At 71.9% G+C, this 17,920-nt stretch carries 18 protein-coding genes; 10 read left to right on the top strand and 8 right to left on the bottom strand.

Annotated features, from left to right (window positions below):
* From AB0E67_RS26240 to AB0E67_RS26230, 3 genes are all read right to left on the bottom strand, one after another.
* On the bottom strand, positions 1-246 hold a 246-nt coding region (locus AB0E67_RS26240; RefSeq protein ID WP_362031072.1), incomplete at its 3' end, for an AMP-binding protein.
* A gap of 82 nt (positions 247-328) precedes the next feature.
* On the bottom strand, positions 329-1,774 hold the full coding sequence (locus AB0E67_RS26235; RefSeq protein ID WP_362031070.1) for a serine hydrolase domain-containing protein: 1,446 nt from the start codon (positions 1,772-1,774) through the stop codon (positions 329-331).
* Positions 1,775-2,052: 278 nt separating this feature from the next.
* A complete protein-coding gene (locus tag AB0E67_RS26230) occupies positions 2,053-3,171 on the bottom strand; it encodes a DUF5808 domain-containing protein (RefSeq protein ID WP_362031068.1) in 1,119 nt (372 codons plus the stop codon).
* 212 nt (positions 3,172-3,383) lie between these two features.
* Here AB0E67_RS26230 and AB0E67_RS26225 point away from each other — a divergent pair, with 212 nt between their 5' ends.
* A complete protein-coding gene (locus tag AB0E67_RS26225; RefSeq protein ID WP_362031066.1) occupies positions 3,384-4,511 on the top strand; it encodes a winged helix-turn-helix domain-containing protein in 1,128 nt (375 codons plus the stop codon).
* Between the two features lie 55 nt (positions 4,512-4,566).
* Here AB0E67_RS26225 and AB0E67_RS26220 read toward each other — a convergent pair whose 3' ends face one another.
* Complete coding sequence (locus tag AB0E67_RS26220; RefSeq protein WP_360115378.1) at positions 4,567-4,971, bottom strand: GntR family transcriptional regulator; 405 nt, start codon at positions 4,969-4,971, stop codon at positions 4,567-4,569.
* A 106-nt stretch (positions 4,972-5,077) separates the two neighbouring features.
* Here AB0E67_RS26220 and AB0E67_RS26215 point away from each other — a divergent pair, with 106 nt between their 5' ends.
* From AB0E67_RS26215 to AB0E67_RS26205, 3 genes are read left to right on the top strand one after another with little or no spacing between them, the layout of a single operon-like run.
* Positions 5,078-5,446, top strand: a complete 369-nt coding sequence (locus AB0E67_RS26215; RefSeq protein ID WP_073781504.1) for a hypothetical protein — start codon at positions 5,078-5,080, stop codon at positions 5,444-5,446.
* On the top strand, positions 5,446-6,432 hold the full coding sequence (locus tag AB0E67_RS26210; protein WP_362031064.1) for an ABC transporter ATP-binding protein: 987 nt from the start codon (positions 5,446-5,448) through the stop codon (positions 6,430-6,432). Before AB0E67_RS26215 ends, AB0E67_RS26210 begins: the two co-directional genes overlap by 1 nt.
* On the top strand, positions 6,429-7,226 hold the full coding sequence (locus AB0E67_RS26205; protein WP_362031062.1) for an ABC transporter permease: 798 nt from the start codon (positions 6,429-6,431) through the stop codon (positions 7,224-7,226). Before AB0E67_RS26210 ends, AB0E67_RS26205 begins: the two co-directional genes overlap by 4 nt.
* 91 nt (positions 7,227-7,317) lie before the next feature.
* Here the strand turns inward: AB0E67_RS26205 and AB0E67_RS26200 are convergent, their stop codons facing one another.
* The 3 genes from AB0E67_RS26200 to AB0E67_RS26190 form a co-directional block, all read right to left on the bottom strand.
* Entirely contained in the window at positions 7,318-7,566 is a 249-nt protein-coding gene (locus AB0E67_RS26200) for an MbtH family protein (protein ID WP_073781114.1), read from the bottom strand.
* 130 nt (positions 7,567-7,696) lie between these two features.
* Positions 7,697-8,506 carry an alpha/beta fold hydrolase gene (locus AB0E67_RS26195; protein ID WP_362031060.1) on the bottom strand — a complete coding sequence of 270 codons (810 nt, stop codon included), beginning with the start codon at positions 8,504-8,506 and terminating at the stop codon, positions 7,697-7,699.
* Positions 8,507-8,578: 72 nt separating this feature from the next.
* Positions 8,579-9,991 (bottom strand): aldehyde dehydrogenase family protein, encoded by a 1,413-nt coding sequence (locus tag AB0E67_RS26190; RefSeq protein WP_362031058.1) that lies wholly within the window; start codon positions 9,989-9,991, stop codon positions 8,579-8,581.
* Between the two features lie 597 nt (positions 9,992-10,588).
* On the opposite strand from AB0E67_RS26190, the gene AB0E67_RS26185 reads away from it, so the two are divergent.
* The 6 genes from AB0E67_RS26185 to AB0E67_RS26160 all read left to right on the top strand — a co-directional run bounded on the left by AB0E67_RS26185 (position 10,589) and on the right by AB0E67_RS26160 (position 17,127).
* A complete protein-coding gene (locus tag AB0E67_RS26185) occupies positions 10,589-11,575 on the top strand; it encodes a winged helix-turn-helix domain-containing protein (protein WP_362031056.1) in 987 nt (328 codons plus the stop codon).
* A gap of 80 nt (positions 11,576-11,655) precedes the next feature.
* Entirely contained in the window at positions 11,656-11,829 is a 174-nt protein-coding gene (locus AB0E67_RS26180) for a hypothetical protein (protein WP_158072017.1), read from the top strand.
* A 396-nt stretch (positions 11,830-12,225) separates the two neighbouring features.
* A complete protein-coding gene (locus AB0E67_RS26175; protein WP_362031054.1) occupies positions 12,226-13,512 on the top strand; it encodes a histidine kinase in 1,287 nt (428 codons plus the stop codon).
* A gap of 40 nt (positions 13,513-13,552) precedes the next feature.
* Complete coding sequence (locus tag AB0E67_RS26170) at positions 13,553-13,870, top strand: hypothetical protein (protein ID WP_362031052.1); 318 nt, start codon at positions 13,553-13,555, stop codon at positions 13,868-13,870.
* The gene (locus tag AB0E67_RS26165) at positions 13,867-16,212 is read left to right on the top strand and encodes a TOMM precursor leader peptide-binding protein (protein WP_362031050.1); all 2,346 of its coding nucleotides are present in this window, start codon (positions 13,867-13,869) and stop codon (positions 16,210-16,212) included. Before AB0E67_RS26170 ends, AB0E67_RS26165 begins: the two co-directional genes overlap by 4 nt.
* Positions 16,213-16,515: 303 nt before the next feature.
* Complete coding sequence (locus AB0E67_RS26160) at positions 16,516-17,127, top strand: response regulator transcription factor (RefSeq protein ID WP_351518210.1); 612 nt, start codon at positions 16,516-16,518, stop codon at positions 17,125-17,127.
* A gap of 41 nt (positions 17,128-17,168) precedes the next feature.
* On the opposite strand, the gene AB0E67_RS26155 is transcribed toward AB0E67_RS26160, so the two are convergent.
* On the bottom strand, positions 17,169-17,864 hold the full coding sequence (locus AB0E67_RS26155; RefSeq protein WP_362031048.1) for an NADH oxidase: 696 nt from the start codon (positions 17,862-17,864) through the stop codon (positions 17,169-17,171).
* Between the last annotated feature and the right edge of the window lie 56 nt (positions 17,865-17,920).

The following is a 17,920-nucleotide window of genomic DNA, read 5'->3' as shown; positions in this document are numbered from 1 at the left end:
GGCCTTCAACACAGCCAGCATCGCCACCACCACATCAACCGACCGCTCCAACAGCAGCCCCACCCTGGACTCCGACGACACACCCCCCTCGACCAACACCCGCGCCAACCGATCCGAAGCCGCATCCAACTCCGCATACGTCAGCACGACATCACCACACCGCACCGCCACCGCACCCGGACCGGAGACCACCCGCTCACCGAACGCGCCCACGACCGACGTCATCGACTGCTCGTGCTCGAACATCGTTGTTTTCCCCTGGTGTCTGATGGGCGTGCAGTGGTGGTGGGAGTCCCGGGAACGGCCGGGCGTGGAGGTGACGCCGCTGTCAGAGCCGCTGGAGCGCGCGCCCGCCGTACTGGAGAAGGACGATCGGGCCGCCGGACCGCTCGCGGACGAAGCGGCCGACGATCGGCAGGCCGTCGTGCTCGTTGTCCTGGGCCACGAAGCGGTCGTCGGTGTGGATCGTGAGGCGGTAGTCGGCGTAGTCGGCGCGCGTGAGGTAGAGGCCGCCGTCCGGCCCGGGCATGACGACGAGGTGCAGGTCTCCGTTGGCGTACGTGCCGAGGTAGGCGTCCGGCTCCGTGACCTGCGGGGCGTCCGGCTCGGGGAGCCGGTAGTGGCCGAGGTCCAGGCCCGCGGCGCGGAGTTCGGTGACGAGGGCTTCCCACAGGCGGGGTCCCGCGGTGGAGTTGGCGGTGAGCGCGAGCGCGGTGTTGTCGGCGGGGTGGAGGCGCACGTTGCAGCTGGCGCCGCCGACCGCGCCGTCGTGGCCGAACCAGACACCCCCTGCGCTGCGGTGGCTCATGAGGCCGAGGCCCCAGGCATCGGCGAGGCCGAACGGCTCGGCGGCGGGGACCGGTTCGTGCATGATTCGGACCGCGTCCTCGGGGAGCAGGTGTTCGTGCGCGAAGCGGGCACGGTCGTCGAGGTGGAGGCGGGCGGCGGTGACGAGGTCGACCGCGCTGCCGACGAGGCCGCCGGCCGCGGCGAGCGACAGATCGGTCATGTGGTCGACGATTTCCGCGTTGTCGCTGTCGGCGCGGACGGCGTGGCCGTCGGCGATGCTGCGGGCGGCGGGCGCGCTGCCGGGGCGGGGATCGTGCAGGAAGGCGGGTTCGATGCCGAGGGGCCGCAGGAGGCAACTGTCCATTGCCGTCCACCAGTCCATGCCGGCCGCTGCCTCGACGACCGCGCCCAGCAGGCAGTAGCCGGTGTTGGAGTAGGAGAAGGCGAGGCCGGGCGCGTGGAGCGCGGGTGCCTGGGCGCAGGCGGTGGCGAAGCGCCGGTAGGAGGGGCCGCGCATGTCGGCGTACTCGATGCTGTCCGGGAGTCCGGCGGTGTGGCTGAGGAGTTGGCGCACGGTGGCGGCGCCCAGGCCGGTTCCCGAGCCGCCGGGTGTCCTCAGTTCGGGAAGGAGGCCGGCGAGGGGCTCGTCGAGGTCGATGTCGCCGTCGGACACGAACTGCATGACGAGGGCCGCGGTGAAGAACTTGGTGACCGAGCCGAAGGGGAAGGCGGTCTCCTGGGTCACGGGGCGTCCGGTGCGGACGGATTCCGTTCCGTAGGAGTGCGCGTGGAGGGTGCCGTCGTGGTAGAGGGCGATCTGGGCGCCGGTGACCCGGTGCTCGCGGGCGAGCTCCTCGAAGATCCCGGGCAGGGACCTCGCCAGACCGTCGGGCAGACCGCTCGCCGATTCCCGAGAAGTCTCCGGAGCCGTTTCCGGGAGTGTTTCCACGACCGTTTCCGGGATCGTCTCCGGGACCGTCACCACGACCACTCTCCTGTTCGGGTTCTCTCCGCCGCCGGCGGCAACCGGTCACCACCGGGAGCGGAGGGCGCGACGATGCGTCGCGTGAGCGTGGTGTCGGCGAAGGCGGCGGACGGCACGGCGATGCGGACGTGCCGTGCTTTCGGTCCTCAGGCTCTCCCGCCGCCACGGTCGTTCGCAATCTTCTTCGAGTGCGGTGAAAACGCGCAGCACGAAGGGCCGGCTCCGTGCGTCCGGAGACGGCCCTTCGTGGAGGTGGTGGGTTGTGTGCGGCGCGTGTTTCACACGGTGACGGCCACGACGACACCGACCCCCACGGCCACCGCCACCAGGACCGCGGTGACGACGAGGAAGCGGAGGTTGCCGAGGTTGACGGTCCAGCCGAATCCGACGCGGCGGGGGACGGTGATCGCGGGATCGTCGGTGTTGACGTAGATCATTCCGGCGCCGTGCCAGAAGCGGTCGTCGTCGCGGGGCACGAGACCGCTGTCGGGTTCGGTGATGTCGGCGGGGAGCCGACTGCCGCCGGGGCCGACGCGGAGGACGAGGTGGGCGGTGATGCCGAGGACGGCCAGGACGGGGACGCCGACGACGAGCGCCATGAGGCCCTGGGAGCGGTTGTCGCTCCACAGCATTCCCGACAGCCCGAGCAGCATCAGGTTCAGTACGGCGGCCATGCCGAGCACGGAACGGGACATGCTGGTGAGGTAGTGGCGGTACCGGGCGGCGCTGGTCCTGGGGCGGCTGACGTCCAGGTCGGCACGGGCGCGCAGGATTCCGGCGACGGTGCCGGCCATGGAGGCGGTGACGAGGATCTGCGCGAGAACCAGCGCGAATGCGGTCCAGAAGGTGGTCGGGTACGTCTGGTAGACGGTTCCGGAGAACGACTTCTGGGGCAGTGCGATCTCGGCGGGCAGGTCCGGGTAGACGACGGCGCCGACGAGGGCGGAGACGGCCACGATCGCGAGCGAGGGGATCGCCCACGGCCAGGGGAAGCGGACGGGGTCGGTGCGCAGGGAGGTGTCGGTGACGGTGCCCTGCCGGGTCTGCTCGTACCAGCCGCCCTGTTCCTTGGCGTCGGCGACGGCCCGGTGCGCGCGGCTCCACAGGGCGACGCCGACGACGGTGAGCAGGAGGCTGCCGCCGACGGCGCCGACGACAAGGCTGTCGAGCGCCGCGCAGGCGACGAGCGCGAGGACCGCCACGGTCGCGGTCGCGGCGAGCAGCAGGGAGCGGTATCGCCGCCGCTGCGCGGCGACTTCGGGTGCGTCCGCCTTGTCCGGGGGCACGCGGACGCCGAAGGGTACGGACGGGGAATTGAGGAGCGGGCTGGGGGCGAGGGCCAGCGCGCCCCAGACGGCCGCGAGAATGCCGAGGTTGAAAAGTGCGTTGTACAGCACGGTGTTCACTCATTTCGTGTTCAGGATTTCCCGGTGGGGCGGGATGTCGTCGTGTCGGCACACTGCACGACATTCCAGGCTCCCGCGCGGATCGTCTACCCGGCAACCACATTCGGGCGTTGATGAAACTCGCAGGTGGCGACTGCTTCGGCGACCTGCGCGGCGGACGTTTTCGGGGAGTACCCGGATCCTCTTCCGGCATGATGTGCCGCATGCGCGAGGAGGATCACGGAAGTACCGCGAAAGGGAATCCGGCGCGGCGGACGGGGAGCGGACTCACCATTCATTTCACGTTCGACGACGTGATGAACGTCCGGCTGTTGAAGACCGTCGGTCCGGCGGCGGAGTCCCTTTTCGCTCTTGCGTCGTTGGGTGCCGGCCGGGGCCCGGGCGGCCGGGGAGGCGACGGGGTCGAGGACGTGTTCGCCCAGTGGCGCAGGACGGTGGTGTTCCGGCCGGGCGGTCGGCACAGCAGACACCTTCCGCTCTTGTCGCGGATGGCGGAGGCGCTTGTCGAGTCGCCGGAGCTGATGTCGGTGGTCCGCTCCCCCACGGGCCGGATCTCGGCGTGGATGGAGCATCCCGCCGGCGGGCCGGGCGTGGCGGTGGGACGCGGGCTGCTGGCGAACCACCGGCTGGCGGTGGCGCTCAGGGTGTTCGCGCAGTCCGCGGTGCAGCCCTACTGGCCGCGGATCCGCAGCCGTCTGGAGCGGGAGTGCGAGGCGAACGGGCGGGCGATGACGGCCGGCGGCGTGGAGGAGTTGTTCGCCACGGCCGGGCCGGCGGGCCTGCGCTGGCGTCCGCCGGTGCTGAGCGTGCCGGCCGAACGGCCCCGCGAGGTACGGCTGTCGGGCAGCGGGCTGCTGCTGGCGCCGTCGTTGTTCCTGACGGGGCCGCCGCGTCTGTTCCTCGACGAGCGGACGCCGGGCAACGCCCCGATCCTGGTCCATCCGGCGCGGTCCGCGGCGGCGACGGCCGCTTCCCTCTGGGGGGACGCCGGCCGGGGCTCCGGGCGGTACGGGGAGTGGGCGGCGGGCGACGCGCCGCAGACCGACGGCGTGGGCGAGCGGCAGCCGCTGGGGCTGCTGGTGGGCAGCACGCGGGCGGCCGTCCTCCAGGCGCTCACCGTGAGCCTGACGACGAGCGAGCTCGCCCGGCGGGTGGGGGTGACGCCGGGTTCGGCGAGTCAGCACGCGAGCGTGCTGCGCCGGGCGGGGCTGGTGTCCACGACGCGTACGCACACCTCGGCCATCCACACCCTCACTCCGCTCGGCGCTGCCCTGCTGCGGGCCCCCTGGCTGCCGCCCGGTCCGGACGACGGCCCCCGGGCCACCCCCTGAGCTCACCACCCGTAACGCCCCGCCGGGCCCTCTCGTCGAAGCGTCGCCCGCCGTTCTAACCGCCGTCGTCCTCCCTGTCCGGGAAGCCGTCGAGGGTCGCCTCGACATACGCCATCACCTCCCCCTTCGGGATGCCGCGCACGTCCAGCTCCGCGAGGAGCGTGCGCATGCGCCGGTCCCAGTCGACTCCGGTGCGCAGGTCGTCCGCGGACTGCTGCTTGACGTCCGGTCGGACCGCCGCGCCGCTCTTGCGGTTGATGCGGATGATCCCCTCGCGCCGGAGCAGGTCGTAGGCCTTGTTCACGGTGTGGAAGTTGATCGCCAGGTCGACGGCCAACTGCCTGGTGGACGGGAGACCGGCACCGGGCGCCAGCGCGCCTTCCGCGATGGCTTCCACCACCCGGTCCCGGATCTGTTGGTAGATCGGTACCTCACTGTCGAGGTCGAGTACGAGATGCACATGCCCACTCTATCTGATATACATCTACTAGAACAGACGCTCATGGCAGCGGAACCGCGCTCCGACCCGGGCGGACGGGTGCGGCCGCGAGGGAGGGATGGACCCCATGGCACTGATGAAGATCTCCGGCACCGAGCTCGTGGTCGAGTTCAGCGGACGTGAGCAGACCTGGCTGCGCCGCGGCACACTGAGCGTCCCGCTGGCCGCCGTCCGCCGGGTCGTCCCGGTCGACAACCCCCTGCGCGAGGCGCACGGCGCCCGCAAGGGCCTCCAGGTCTCCGGGGTCGCCAAGATCGGCACCTGGGGCCTGATGCTCGGACCGCGCCAGCTCGTGGCGGCGTACCGGGGCAAGCCCGGCCTGCGGGTCCAGCTCGACCGCGCCGCCTCCGGCGAGCAGTACGACGAGCTGGTCCTCTCCCTCGACGACGCCGGCGAGCTGGCCCGTCTCATCGGCCGCCACCAGGAGCAGAACTGATGACACATCAGCACGGGGCGAACGGCCCGCGCATCGAAGTCACCGGCCTCACCAAGCGGTTCGGTGCCGTCACCGCGGTCGACGACCTGAGCTTCCGGGTCGAGCCCGGCGTGGTGACCGGCTTCCTCGGACCCAACGGGGCCGGGAAGTCAACGACCATGCGGATGATCCTCGGCCTGGTCGCACCGACCTCCGGCACGGCGACCATCGGCGGCCTGCGGTACGGGGAACTGACCCGGCCGTCCGAGGTCGTCGGCGCCGCCCTGGACGCGTCCGCGTTCCACCCCAACCACACGGCCCGCGACCATCTGCGCATCTACTGCACGATGGGCGGTCACCCGGCCTCGCGCGTGGACCGGCTCATCGAGGAGCTGGGGCTCGCGCAGGTGGCCGACCGCCGCACGCGCACCTTCTCCACCGGGCAGCGGCAGCGCCTCAGCCTGGCCACGGCCCTGCTGGGCGACCCGCGCGTGCTCCTCCTCGACGAGCCCAGCAACGGCCTGGACCCGGAGGGAATCGCTTGGCTCCGCCGGTTCCTGCGCGGCCTGGCGGCCGAGGGGCGCACGGTCCTCGTCTCCAGTCATGTCCTGAGCGAGGTCCAGCAGATCGTCGACGACGTCGTGATGATCAGCCGGGGCCGACTGGTCGCGGCGGGGCCGCTGGCGGAGATGGAGCGCTTCGTTCCGCGGTCCGTCCTCGTACGGTCCCCGGACGCCGCGGCGCTGCGCGACGCACTGCTCCGGGAGTCCTCCGGCGGACGGATACGGGTGGAGAGCGCCCAGGACGGCTGGCTGCGGGTGTACGGGGCGACCGACACCGTCGTCGCCGACCTGGCGGCGGCGGCCGGACTGCGGGTGCACGGCCTGGTCACCGAGGAGGCGAGCCTGGAGCAGCTGTTCTTCCGGCTGACCGGGGACGGGGCCCGTGAACCGGCGGCGGCCGGCGCGGCGGCCTCGCACACGAACGACGAGGGGAACGAGCGATGAGCACACTGATCAGGGCCGAGTTCCGCAAGCTGCTGGCCACCCGGATGTGGATGTGGGCGCTGCTGGTGGCCGTGATCCTCGGCGGCGGGATGGTGGGGCTGCTCACCCTGGTCGGCCCGGAGAACTTCGACCCGCCGATGCCCGGTCTGGACACCGAGGACGGCGTGCGCTCGGTGCTGGGGATGCTCGGCTTCACGGTGATCGTCCCGGCGGCGCTCGGCACCCTGGCGATGACCTCCGAGTACCGGCACCGCACGGCCACGTACACCTTCCTGTTCGCGCCGAAGCGCTGGCAGGTGCTGACCGCGAAGATCGTCGTCTTCGGGGTCGCGGGGCTGGTCTACGGGGCGGTGCTCACCGGCACCGCGGGGGCCGGTTTCTTCGGCGGGGCGGCGGCCCGCGGGGTGACGCCGGGCATGGAGTCCGCGGAGGTCCTGGCGCTGCTCGGGCGACTGGCTGTCACCATGGCCGTCTACACCCTGCTCGGGGTCGCCGCGGGGGCACTGATCCGCAATCAGATCGCCGCGCTCGCGGTCGTGGTGGGCTACCTGTACATGGGCGAGCTGACACTGATGATGATCCCGGGCGTCAAGCTTCTCTACCCGTTGCTCCCCGGCGGCGCCACCGCCTCGCTGACCGGCTTCACCTACATCGCCGACACCCTCGCCGACCAGTTGGCGACCAGTCCGGTGTCGCTGCTCTCGCCCGTGGGCGGTGCGCTCCTGCTCACCGGCTACGCCCTGCTCGCGGCGGTCGCCGCGGTGCTCGTCCCGATGCGCCGGGACGTGCACTGAGACCCGGTGCCGTGACCGGCACCGGAACGGAGCGGGTGCCCCGGACCGACTTCCGGGACACCCGCGGGATGTTGCTGCGAAGGGACGCGCGTCAGGCGGCGGCGCCGGCCGGGCTGGCCGGCTCCGCCTCCAGGCCCTCCATCTCCCGTATGAGGCTGGCGGGCCTCATGTCCGTCCAGTTCTTCTCGACGTACGCGAGGCACGCCTGGCGGGTGTCTTCGCCGAACACGACGGACCAGCCCTTGGGAACCTCCGCGAAGGTGGGCCACAGCGAGTGCTGGTTCTCATCGTTCACGAGTACGTAGAAAGAACCGTCCTCGTTGTCGAACGGGTTCTCCATGATGATTTCCTCCTCAAGAGCGGGATCCGGATGCGCCCGGCCCCGCGGAATCGTCCATCGCCCGCTTCCGGACCGACAAGTTGTTTCGTCCGGCACCGAAACGCGGGTGTCGTGCATCGCCCGGCCGGTGTCAGCCGTTCTGTCGGAAGAATGCGAGCAGAACGGAATTCACCTGGTCGGGACGTTCCAGATAGCCGTAGTGCCCCGCGTCCCGGATCTCGGTGTACCGGGCCCCGGGGACCGCGTCGGCGACCTCCCGGCTCAGATGCGGAGGCAGCACCAGGTCGTCGGCGAAACCGATCACCTGGCACGGCGTGCGGATCGCGCGGTACGCGTCGAGCCGGCTCTCCTCGACGTCGACATCGAGCTGGGCCCGGTAGCCGGCCGCGTCGGTGAGCGGGGACAGCTCGAAGATGTCGAGCCAGTCCCGGATCTCCTTGTCCTCCCGCAGCGTCGCGGGCGACAGGTTCTGCAGCGCCCGAAGCGTCGCCCCGTACAGCGGCGTCAGCCGGCCGCCGCTGTCGTAGAACTCCCGCTCCGCCCGGACATGTGCCCGGCGCATCGCGTCGCTGCGGCCCCGTGTCGCCATCAGGACCGCCTGGCTGACCAGGTCGGGCCGGGCCAGGCACAGCTCCTGCACCACGTGGGCGCCGAGCGAGGTGCCGACGAGCCGGCAGGGGCCCGCGTCGAGATGCTCGATCAGCGCCGCGGTGTCCGCGACGAGATCGTCGATCGTGAAGCCCTCGGAACAGGCATCGGTGGGCGGGATGCCCCGGTTGTTGAAGGTGATCACCCGGTAGCCCGCCTGCACCAGCGCCGGCACCTGGTGCAGGTGCCAGGCCCTGCCTCCGGCGCCGGATCCCATGACCAGCACGACCGGGTCGCCCTGTCCGGTCACCTCGTAGCTCAGGCTGATGCCGTTGACTGTCGCGGTCGGCACTGGCCGCCCTCCCTTCCCCGCCCGGTACGGGCGCACTGTCGAATCGTTGACCACGAAACCGCACGGGCGGCGTCAGGCCGCCTTCGGCTCCTCGGTCGTCCGCGCCGCCGCCCGGTCCCAGTACGGGCCGAACAGCGCGGCCTCGTCCGGAACACGTTCCGGAACGGGACGGGAGATCGTGGTGTAGTTCAGGAAATGCCGCCAGGTGACGTTCCCCGACACCCCGGAACCGCCCCAGCTCCCGCTGGACAGAGTGGTGGTGAAAGGCACGCCGCTGCTGAAGGATCCGGTGTTCGTCATCGTCGACTGGTTCACCACGACCCGGCAGTGCGTGACGCTCTCCGCGAGCCGCATGACCCGGTCCGGCCGGTTCGTGTGGATCGCGCAGCTGTGCCCGATGCCGCAGCGTTCCGAGATCCGCTGCACGAGCCGCACGGCCTCGTCGAAGTCGGTGTACTCCGACAGGGAGAGCACGGGAGAGATCTTCTCCCGCAGCAGCGGGCCGTCCTGCCCGGCGTCGGGCTGGTCCGCGACGAGCACGGAGACCTTGTCCGGCACCGTCAGCCCGGCCGCCGCCGCGATCTGTGCGGCCGGCCGGCCGATCAGGTCCCGGTCGAGGGTACGGCCGTCCGGCCACAGCGCCTCGACCAGCGCCGCGGTCTCCGCCGCGTCGCACAGATGGGCCCCGGCACGCACCAGACCGTCGCGGAAGTCGTCGGCGACGGAGCGGTGCACGAGCACATTGCTCTCGGACGAGCAGGACGTGCCGTGGTTGAAACCGGCGCCGGTGTGGATGTGGTTCAGGGCCTCGTCGAGGTCCGCGGTCTCGTCCACGAGGACCGTGGGGTTGCCCACCCCTGCGCCGATCGCGGGCGTGCCGCTGCGGTAGGCGCGGCGCACGGTGTTGGAGCCGCCGATGGCGACGACGAAGTCGGCGGCGGACATGAGGCGTTCACCGGCGTCGCGGCCGGTCACCGGCAGGCACTGGACGAGGTCCTGCGGGGCCCCGACCTCGGCCAGCGCGGCACGCATGACCTCGGTCGTGGCGAGCGCCGTCCGGTGGGCGCGCGGATTGGGACTGAAGACGACGGCGTTGCGGGTCTTCAGCATGGGCAGGGCGTTGCAGATGATGCCCGGGGCGGGTGCGGTCGCGGGGCTGGCGACGGCGATCACACCGAGTGGTTTGGCGAGGGTGACGAGTCCCCGTTCGGGCTGCTCCTCGACGACGCCGACCGTACGGACCCCGTGCAGGTCGTACAGGATGCCGAGCACCCGTCTGCGCTGGAGTGCGTACATCGCCTCGGCGTCACCGAGCCCGGTCTCCTCCTCACTGAGCCGCGCCAGAGCGCGCGCGTTCTCCTCCCGGTAGCAGTGCCAGCCGACGGCCGCCACGGCCTCGTCGATTCCGGCCTGCGACCATGACGCCACTTCCGCCTCCGCCACGCGGGCGCGGCGTACCGCTTCGTCCACGGATTCGCTGATCACAGCAACTCCCCTACGGCGATCGCTGGGGCGCGTCCCTCCGGGTGAGCCCGCTGCGGGACCTCGCCACCGGGCGTGCGCGCCGTGCTTTCCGGCAGGTCACGGGCCGTACCCAACCTCCGGCAGGGGGCTGCGGCCCCCTGCTGGCGCAAGGTAGCCACAATCGGCTCCCGTTCACCACAGTTTCTGTCGACGGCAAATGCCCTGCGGCGAGCGGTCGTTCGGGCCGCATGGTGAAGGCGTGCGAATTCGGCCAATCACGGCCGTCGCACTGGCGCACCTGAAAAATTCATGATCCACGCGCTGAGACGGTCATGGGTGTTCAGGGAGCGTCGCACTGTCGGCCGCCGCCCGCCGCATGACACGGTCACTCGTGTTCCGACTTCCCCCGGACGACGGCAGACGACGCCCCGCGGCGCGATCCGCCGACCTCGGCCGCCGATCCAACCCCATTTCCCCGGTCCGCCCGTCCGACGCCCGTGGAGCGTCGTGCGGTACGGACCGGGGCGGCGGCCGGACGAGGCGCCGTCTCCGTGCCCGGGCGGGGAGTCGGCCGCCGGGCCCGGGCAGCCGGGTCCCACAACACATGGGGGCCGTTCGATGCAGAGAATCCACTTCACCGCCGCAGATCTCGCGCGCACCCGAATGCAGAGCACCCTCGGCCCGGTGGCCGAGGGCGTGTTCGCTCTGGGCGCGCTCACGAGGTCCCGCAGTGCCGATCTCACCGGCTGGCGCGCCGAGGTCACCGCCCGGCTACGGGAGAGTTCTTCTCTGAGCCAGCCGCTCGGCCCCCTGCTGCAGTCGTTGAACGCCCCCGACGACCTGCTGTTCCTGCTGGATTCCTCGCCGGACGCGGACGCCTCCGCACTGGCCGCGCTCTCGCTGACCCGGACGGAGGCGGTCCGGCTGGCCGTCGGCGTCTGGCGGGCCGGGGTCGCCCCGCTGTGGGACTCGGTGCAGCAGCGGCTGGACACCGAGTGCGACGCCCACGGGCGGATCGCGATGACGGGCGGGGTCGAGCGGCTGCTGTCGACGCTGCACCCGAGGATCGTGTGGAACCCGCCGGTCCTGGAGATCCACGACCGCGCCGACCGGGACGTCCATCTGTGCGGGCGGGGCCTGTTGCTGGTGCCGTCGGCGTTCCTGACGGGTGTCGCGGGCCGGGTCATCGGGACGGAGCGGGACAGCGGGCAGGCCGCTCTCGTCTTCGGCATGCCGTCGGACGTGACCTCGCTGTTCTCGCTGCTGCCCGAAGAGGAGGAGGTCGGCGGCGAACAGGCGCTCAGCGCGCTGGTGGGCCAGACCCGGGCGGCCGCGCTGCGGCAGCTGACGGACACCTGCACGACGAGTCAACTCGCGGCCCGGCTCGGCATCTCCCCCGGAACCGCCAGCCAACACGCCTCGGTGTTGCGGGAGTCGGGGCTGATCACCACCCGTCGGGTGCGCAACTGCGCCCTGCACACCGTCACTCCGCTCGGCATGGCGCTGCTCGGCGGCCGGCTGCGTACGCGCCCGGCGCCGTCACGGACCGGGCCAGGCCCGCACGCTCCGGGGGCGAAGTCCCGCGGCCCGCTGCCCGTTCCGTGAGGCGCGCCCCGTCCTCGTACGACCATCCGTTCAACTCCGCACCAAGAAGTCACCGACGAACAACAGGGAAGGAACACCCGATGAACTTCTCCGATGTCTCCGCACTCCGCCCCGACGCCGCGACCGGACCGGTCCGCGGCGCGCTCGGCGCCCTGGTGATCGAGGACCTGGACGGCGCGTCGGACGACGCCGTCGCGTTGTTCACCATCTGCATCCGCAGCACGCCCGCCGGCTCGTCGGCCGCCGTGCGATAGTCCACCGGACGTCCGACCGGCGGTGATCCGGGAACGGCCGGCGCGACCCCGTGCTCCGGGAGCGGGACGTCACGCCGGCCTGACCGCCCGTCGGGTCCGGGCGGTCAGGGCCCTTCGTCGAACTGCCGTCGTCCGGGCGGAGGCCGGGCCGTACGGCATACGGTGCGGCGTCCGGTGCATGCGGCCTCGGTGCGGAGGATCGTCCTGGTGCTGGAAGACTGTCCCCGGGCCCTCCTGACGGCGGATCACCCCCCACGCCCGCCGCGGCCCGGCCTCACGGCCGGGAATTCCCGTCGTCGCCGCACCACTTATGATCTTCGCATGTGCACTGGAGTTCGACGACTTCGCGGGAAGCGCCACCGAAGATCGCAGACCGCGCATGAACGGGACGGTCGCATGAAGCAGGGGGTCGGTCGCTCGTCCGGCACGAACGGGGCGGACAACGGGGAAGTAGCCGAAGGAGAGACGACCGCGGGGCCAGGGGCCGGAACCGGACCCGGCGCCAGAAAGTCCTCGCCGCTGCCGGATCTGCCGGCACCGCGGCTGGCCGGAACGATCCTCAAAGTGGCCTTGCTCGGCTATCTGAGCATCACTCTGATCAACCTCGTGAGCGCGGCGCACACGACTCTGTCGCTCGGCGCGTGCGCGGTGGCGTTGTTCCTCGTCTTCCTGCTCCAGATGCGCCACTCCAGTGCGCACGCCCATCTCGCGCCGACCTGGCAGAAGGCGCTCACGCTCTCCGTCCAGGCGCTGCTGACCTATTTGCCGCTCGCGCTGTTCCACTCCCAGTGGGGCGCGATGGCCGGGTTCCTCGCCGGTTCCCTGCTGCTGCTCCTGCCGCCGAGGGTGGCCTGGCCCGCGTACGGCGCGGTCGGACTGTCGATGTCGCTGCCGCCTCTCGTCGACGGCTATCCGCTGCGGGAAATGTTCTACCTCTCCCTGTCCACGCTGCTGACCGGTCTGGTGGTGTTCGGGCTGTCCCGGCTGTCGGCACTGGTCCACGCCCTGCACGACACCCGTCTCGAACTGAGCCGGATGGCAGTGACGCAGGAGCGGCTGCGGTTCGCCCGCGACCTGCACGATCTGCTGGGCTACAGCCTCTCCGCGATCACGCTCAAGAGCGAGCTGATCCACCGTCTGGTGCCCACGCATCCGCGGCGCGCGATGGACGAGGTCAGCGAACTCCTGGAGATCTCACGGCAGTCGCTGGCCGATGTGCGGGCAGTGGCCAGTGGACTGCGGGCGATGTCCCTGAAGCAGGAGCTGGGGTCGGCGCAGTCGCTGCTGGAGGCGGCCGACGTCCGGGTGGAGACGGACATCCGCTTCGGCACGATCGACCAGCAGGTGGACACCGTGCTGGCGGCGGTGCTGCGCGAGGCGGTGACCAATCTGCTGCGGCACACCCGGGCGACGACGTGCCGGGTGGAGGCCGTGCAGGAGGGCGACCGGGTACGGCTGTCGATGACCAATGACGGGGTGGATCCCGCCTATCGCGACGTCTCCCCGCACAGCGGCAGCGGGCTGGGGAACCTGGCGGCGCGGCTGCGGGCCATCTCCGGCAGGCTGAGCGCCGAACGCCTGCCGGACAGGTCGTTCCATCTGGTGGCGGAGGCCCCCACCCGGCTGCTGCGGCCGCTCCCGGACCTGGACGACGACCCGTACGCCGAGGACTCGGTGGCCTGACGCACAGGGCCCCGGCATGTGAAGAGTTCACTCTCGGCAGATGATCCGTGCACTGTATGTTCTCGGTCATGCCTCGCAGAATCGGTTGGGTGAAGGCCGGTCCGCTCCTCACCCGGAAGCGGTCCGGCCTCCCGAGCTCTCGACGCCGTGCGATCCACGAAGGGACAAGAACACCATGAAGGAAACCTTCACCTCCCGTGCCAGGCTCGCCGAGAAGCCGGCTCCGCACCTGGTGATCGAGGATCTCGATGCCGCGTGCGCCCAGGCCCAGGCATTGTTCACCATCTGCATCCGCAGCGGGCCGGCCGCCGCCGACGCGACGGGCGAGCCCGCGCCGTCGGCACGGCTCGGGGCATGACCGTCGGCGAGGGACAGGACCTCTGGGCCGCCTCGGGGGACGACCGGATCCGGGTGGGCTTCGCCGGCCACCTCGAATCCACGGTCGTCCCCGGTGAGGCGGTCTATCTGGTGTCCCAGCGCGGTGTGACCGCACTCCGCGGCGAGCATGCGGAGGTGCTCGCACCGTTGCTGGACGGCAGCCGCACGGCAGCGGACGTCCTGCGGGAGGCGGCGGCGCGGCTCGGGGCCGCCGGGGCCCGTGACTCGCTCACCGCTCTCGAACGGGCGGGCCTGCTGCGCCGGTTCGCCCCCGACGGCGCGCGGCCCCCCGCCCCACGCGGCGCCGTGGCCTACTGGGACCTCGCCGGCCTGGACGGGGCGCGCGCCGCGGCGGCGGCCGGGCGGGCACGGGTGCGGATCGTGGACCTGACCGGCACGGCGGACCACGGCCGTCTGCGGGCTGCGTGCGAGGAGTCGGGGCTCACCGTCGCCGAGGTGAGCGACGCGAGCGGGGTGCCGTACGCCCTCCCGGAGACGGGCTCCGACTTCGCGATCGTGCTGTGCGACGACTATCTGGCCCCTCGTCTGCGGGATGTCGACGCCGCTCACCGGGTGCGGGGCCTGCCCTGGCTGCTGGCCCGTCCGGGCGGCGCGGAGCCGTGGGTCGGCCCGGTGTTCCGGCCGGGCGAGGGCGGCGCCTGCTGGTCGTGCCTGGCGGTACGGCTGCGCGGGCATCGGCGTTCCGAACGGCCGCTCCAACTGGCCCTGGGCATCGACGGACCGCCGCCGCGGCCACTCGGCGCCCTTGCCGCCTGCTACGCCCTCGGGCTGCATCTGGCGGTGCTGGAGTCCGCCAAATGGCTGGCCGGGGTGCGCGATCCGGCGCAGGACGCGGTCACCACGCTCGGCACGCTCCGGTCGGGGTCGGCTCAGCACCCGGTCACCCGGCTTCCGCAGTGCGCGGGGTGCGGCGACCCGGGGATCGTCGCCCGGCGCGCGTCCACCCCCTTCGTCCCCGTCTCCCGGCCGAAGGCGGAGCGGGACCTGGGCGGCCACCGGGCGCTGACGCCTGATCAGATGCTGGCGGCGTACGGCGGTCTGGTCGACCCGGTCACCGGGATCGTCAAGGAGATCCGCCGGGCGCCGAACAGCCCCGGCTTCGTCCACCCCTATCTCTCCGGGCACAACCTGGCCATGGGCTCGTCGACGCTGGCCGGACTGCGGGCCGGACTGCGCGCGCTCAGCGGCGGCAAGGGCGTCACGGAGACCGAGGCCCGGGTGAGCGCGCTGTGCGAGGCGGTGGAACGGTACAGCGGCACACGGCACGGCGACGAGGCGGTGGTCCGTGACACCTTCCGCGCGCTGGGCGACGCGGCGGTGCATCCCAACGCCTGCCAGCTGTACGACGAGCGGCAGTTCCGCGACCGGGACCGCTGGAACAGCGCCGGGTCGCGGCTCAGTCACGTGCCCGAGCGGTTCGACGTGGACCGGCCCACCGAGTGGACCCCCGTGTGGTCGCTCACCTCCGGGCGGCAGCGGCTGCTGCCGACGTCGATGCTGTACTACGGCGACGGGTGGGGCACGGACGGGCTGTCCGCCGACTCCAACGGCAACGCGGCCGGCAGCAGTCCGGAGGACGCGCTGGTCCAGGGGTTCCTGGAGCTGGTGGAGCGGGATGCGGTGGCCCTGTGGTGGTACAACCGCACCCGGCAGCCGGCCATCGACCTGGACGCCTGGGACGAGCCGTACGTGGACCGGATCCGCGAGGGCTGTGCCGGGCTGAACCGTGAGGTCTGGGCGCTCGATCTCACCTCGGACCTCGGCATCCCGGTGGTGGCGGCGCTGTCCCGGCGCGTCGACAAGCCCGCCGAGGACGTGATCTTCGGTTTCGGCGCGCACTTCGATCCCCGGCTGGCGGCGCGCCGGGCCCTGACGGAGATGGGGCAACTGCTCCCGGCCGTGTGCGACGCGCGGCCGGACCACACCGGCTACCGGATCACCGACCCGGAGCCGCTGGAGTGGTGGCGGCGGGCGACGAAGGCCGGTGAGCCGTACCTGGCCCCCGACCCGGCCGCACCGGCCCGCACCCCGGCGCACTGGAGCTACGCACCGCGCGGCGATCTGCTCGACGACATCGCCGCGATCACCGGCCTGGTGCGTGCCCGCGGCATGGAGCTGCTGGTCCTGGACCAGACCCGGCCGGACCTCGGGCTCCCGGTGGTGAAGGTGATCGTGCCGGGCCTGCGGCCGTTCTGGGCGCGGTTCGCGCCGGGCCGGCTGTACGACGTGCCGGTGGCGCTGGGGCGGCGGTCGGAGGCCGTCGCCTACGAGGACCTCAACCCCGTTCCGGTCTTCGTCTGACGCCGGACTCGGCCGGAACACGACGGTGACGAGGGACGTTCGGACGGCGCCGCCGGAGCGACGCGGCGGCGGCCGACGGACGGACGCCGCAGTTGAGGAGTGCGTCGTTCACTTCACGTGCTTCACATCATTCACATAAAATCGACGGCAGTCACAAGAATCCGTGGCTGTCCGGAATCGCTCCTCGTCGCCGTCGAGGCCGCGACTCGCCCCCGCCGCTCCGCTCAGCGGTACCCGGCCCCGGGGGCATCCCCCGGAAACAGCGAGGGATCATGTGCAGTGAACACGGGGGGAGCGGAGAACATGGCGATACGCGTACTGCTCGCGGAGGATATGAACATGGTGCGCGGGGCGCTGGTCGCCCTGCTGAACCTGGAGGACGACCTCCGGGTGGTGTGCGAACTGGAGCGTGGCGACGAGATCGTGCCCGCGGCGCACAAGTACGGCCCGGACGTGGCGGTCATCGACATCGATCTGCCGGGCATGGACGGGCTGACGGCCGCGTCACGGCTGCACGAGGAACTGCCGGGCTGCCGGACGTTGATCCTCACCAGCATGGGACGCCCGGGTACGCTGCGTCGGGCCCTGACGACCAAGGTCGACGGCTATTTGCTCAAAGACGCCCCGCCCGGCGAACTCGCCGACGCGGTGCGGCGGGTGGCCGCGGGCAGGCGGGTGATCGACCCTCAGTTGGCGCTGGCCGCCTGGGGCGGCGCGGAGACGCCGCTGACGGAGCGGGAGACCGAGGTCCTGCGACTGACCGCGGACGGCGCCGAGGCGAAGGAGATCGCGCGGCAGCTGCACCTGTCGGCGGGGACGGTGCGGAACTATCTGACGAACATCGTGACCAAGCTGAACGCGCGCAACCGGGTGGACGCCATCCGTATCGCCCGCGACGCGGGCTGGCTGATGTAGAGGCCGGTCCTCCGCTGCGGCCCGGTCCGGGGCAGGCCGGGTCAGGCCGGGTCGGGGAACGGGAGGGCGGACGTGTCGGCCGGCGCCGCCATGGAGGCCGCGGCCAGGTAGTCGAGGATGTCCTCGGTGACCGACGGCGGAAGCGGCAGCGCCGCCGAGATGTCGTCCGGGGTGGCCGGCCAGGCCAGCATCCCCACCACCCACACGGCCTCGGGGCGGTGCAGCACCACTCGGTGCGCGGAGCTGGGCGACTCCAGGATGAAGCAGCCGGGCCGCAGGGTGAGCGTGATGTCGCGCGGCAGCCAGATGAGCCGTCCGCCCGGGAGCCGCAGCAGCGCGAAGGACGCCTGACGGGACACCGGCGTCACCGAGAGCAGGGGCCCGCGGAGGTCGTCCAGGCCCAGAGTGCGCACGACGAGGTGGCTGAGCCGTTCGAGAACCGGCAGCAGCACCAGGACGCCGCTCCCGTCGGTGGTCCCGTCGCCCGGTGGTCCGTGCGGCTCGGTCGGTCCGGCCCGCAGACCGGCATCGGCCCGGTCCGGACCGGGGACGACATTGGCGAGCAGGATCGGTCCGAGCTCCATCCGGCGCAGCGCCGCCTGCACGACGGGGTCGGCGCCGTCGACCCACTCCTTGCCCCAACGGCCGGTGAGCACGAGCTGGTCCTCGGTTTCACCTGACTCGACGGTGACGTCCTCGGCCAACGACCAGAGGTGCACCGTCCGGTGCTCAGCCATCTCCGCCATGGCACTCCCCCTCGACTCTCCGGTCGCCCGGGGCGACTCGGTGGACA

This window comes from Streptomyces sp. NPDC032161, from assembly GCF_040636995.1.
In the GTDB taxonomy this organism is placed as follows: Bacteria; Actinomycetota; Actinomycetes; order Streptomycetales; family Streptomycetaceae; genus Streptomyces.
The sequence above is the reverse complement of the archived record's forward strand: the minus strand, read 5'-3'. Positions and strand labels throughout refer to the sequence as shown.

What these genes read in the sequence shown, in the direction of transcription:
- AB0E67_RS26175 (WP_362031054.1), top strand. Translation starts at nt 12,226, where the DNA reads ATGAAGCAGGGGGTCGGTCGCTCGTCCGGCACGAACGGGGCGGACAAC.
- AB0E67_RS26215 (WP_073781504.1), top strand. Translation starts at nt 5,078, where the DNA reads ATGGCACTGATGAAGATCTCCGGCACCGAGCTCGTGGTCGAGTTCAGC.
- AB0E67_RS26180 (WP_158072017.1), top strand. Translation starts at nt 11,656, where the DNA reads ATGAACTTCTCCGATGTCTCCGCACTCCGCCCCGACGCCGCGACCGGA.
- AB0E67_RS26185 (WP_362031056.1), top strand. Translation starts at nt 10,589, where the DNA reads ATGCAGAGAATCCACTTCACCGCCGCAGATCTCGCGCGCACCCGAATG.
- AB0E67_RS26165 (WP_362031050.1), top strand. Translation starts at nt 13,867, where the DNA reads ATGACCGTCGGCGAGGGACAGGACCTCTGGGCCGCCTCGGGGGACGAC.
- AB0E67_RS26205 (WP_362031062.1), top strand. Translation starts at nt 6,429, where the DNA reads ATGAGCACACTGATCAGGGCCGAGTTCCGCAAGCTGCTGGCCACCCGG.
- AB0E67_RS26210 (WP_362031064.1), top strand. Translation starts at nt 5,446, where the DNA reads ATGACACATCAGCACGGGGCGAACGGCCCGCGCATCGAAGTCACCGGC.
- AB0E67_RS26170 (WP_362031052.1), top strand. Translation starts at nt 13,553, where the DNA reads ATGATCCGTGCACTGTATGTTCTCGGTCATGCCTCGCAGAATCGGTTG.
- AB0E67_RS26225 (WP_362031066.1), top strand. Translation starts at nt 3,384, where the DNA reads ATGCGCGAGGAGGATCACGGAAGTACCGCGAAAGGGAATCCGGCGCGG.
- AB0E67_RS26200 (WP_073781114.1), bottom strand. Translation starts at nt 7,566, where the DNA reads ATGGAGAACCCGTTCGACAACGAGGACGGTTCTTTCTACGTACTCGTG.
- AB0E67_RS26160 (WP_351518210.1), top strand. Translation starts at nt 16,516, where the DNA reads ATGGCGATACGCGTACTGCTCGCGGAGGATATGAACATGGTGCGCGGG.
- AB0E67_RS26155 (WP_362031048.1), bottom strand. Translation starts at nt 17,864, where the DNA reads ATGGCTGAGCACCGGACGGTGCACCTCTGGTCGTTGGCCGAGGACGTC.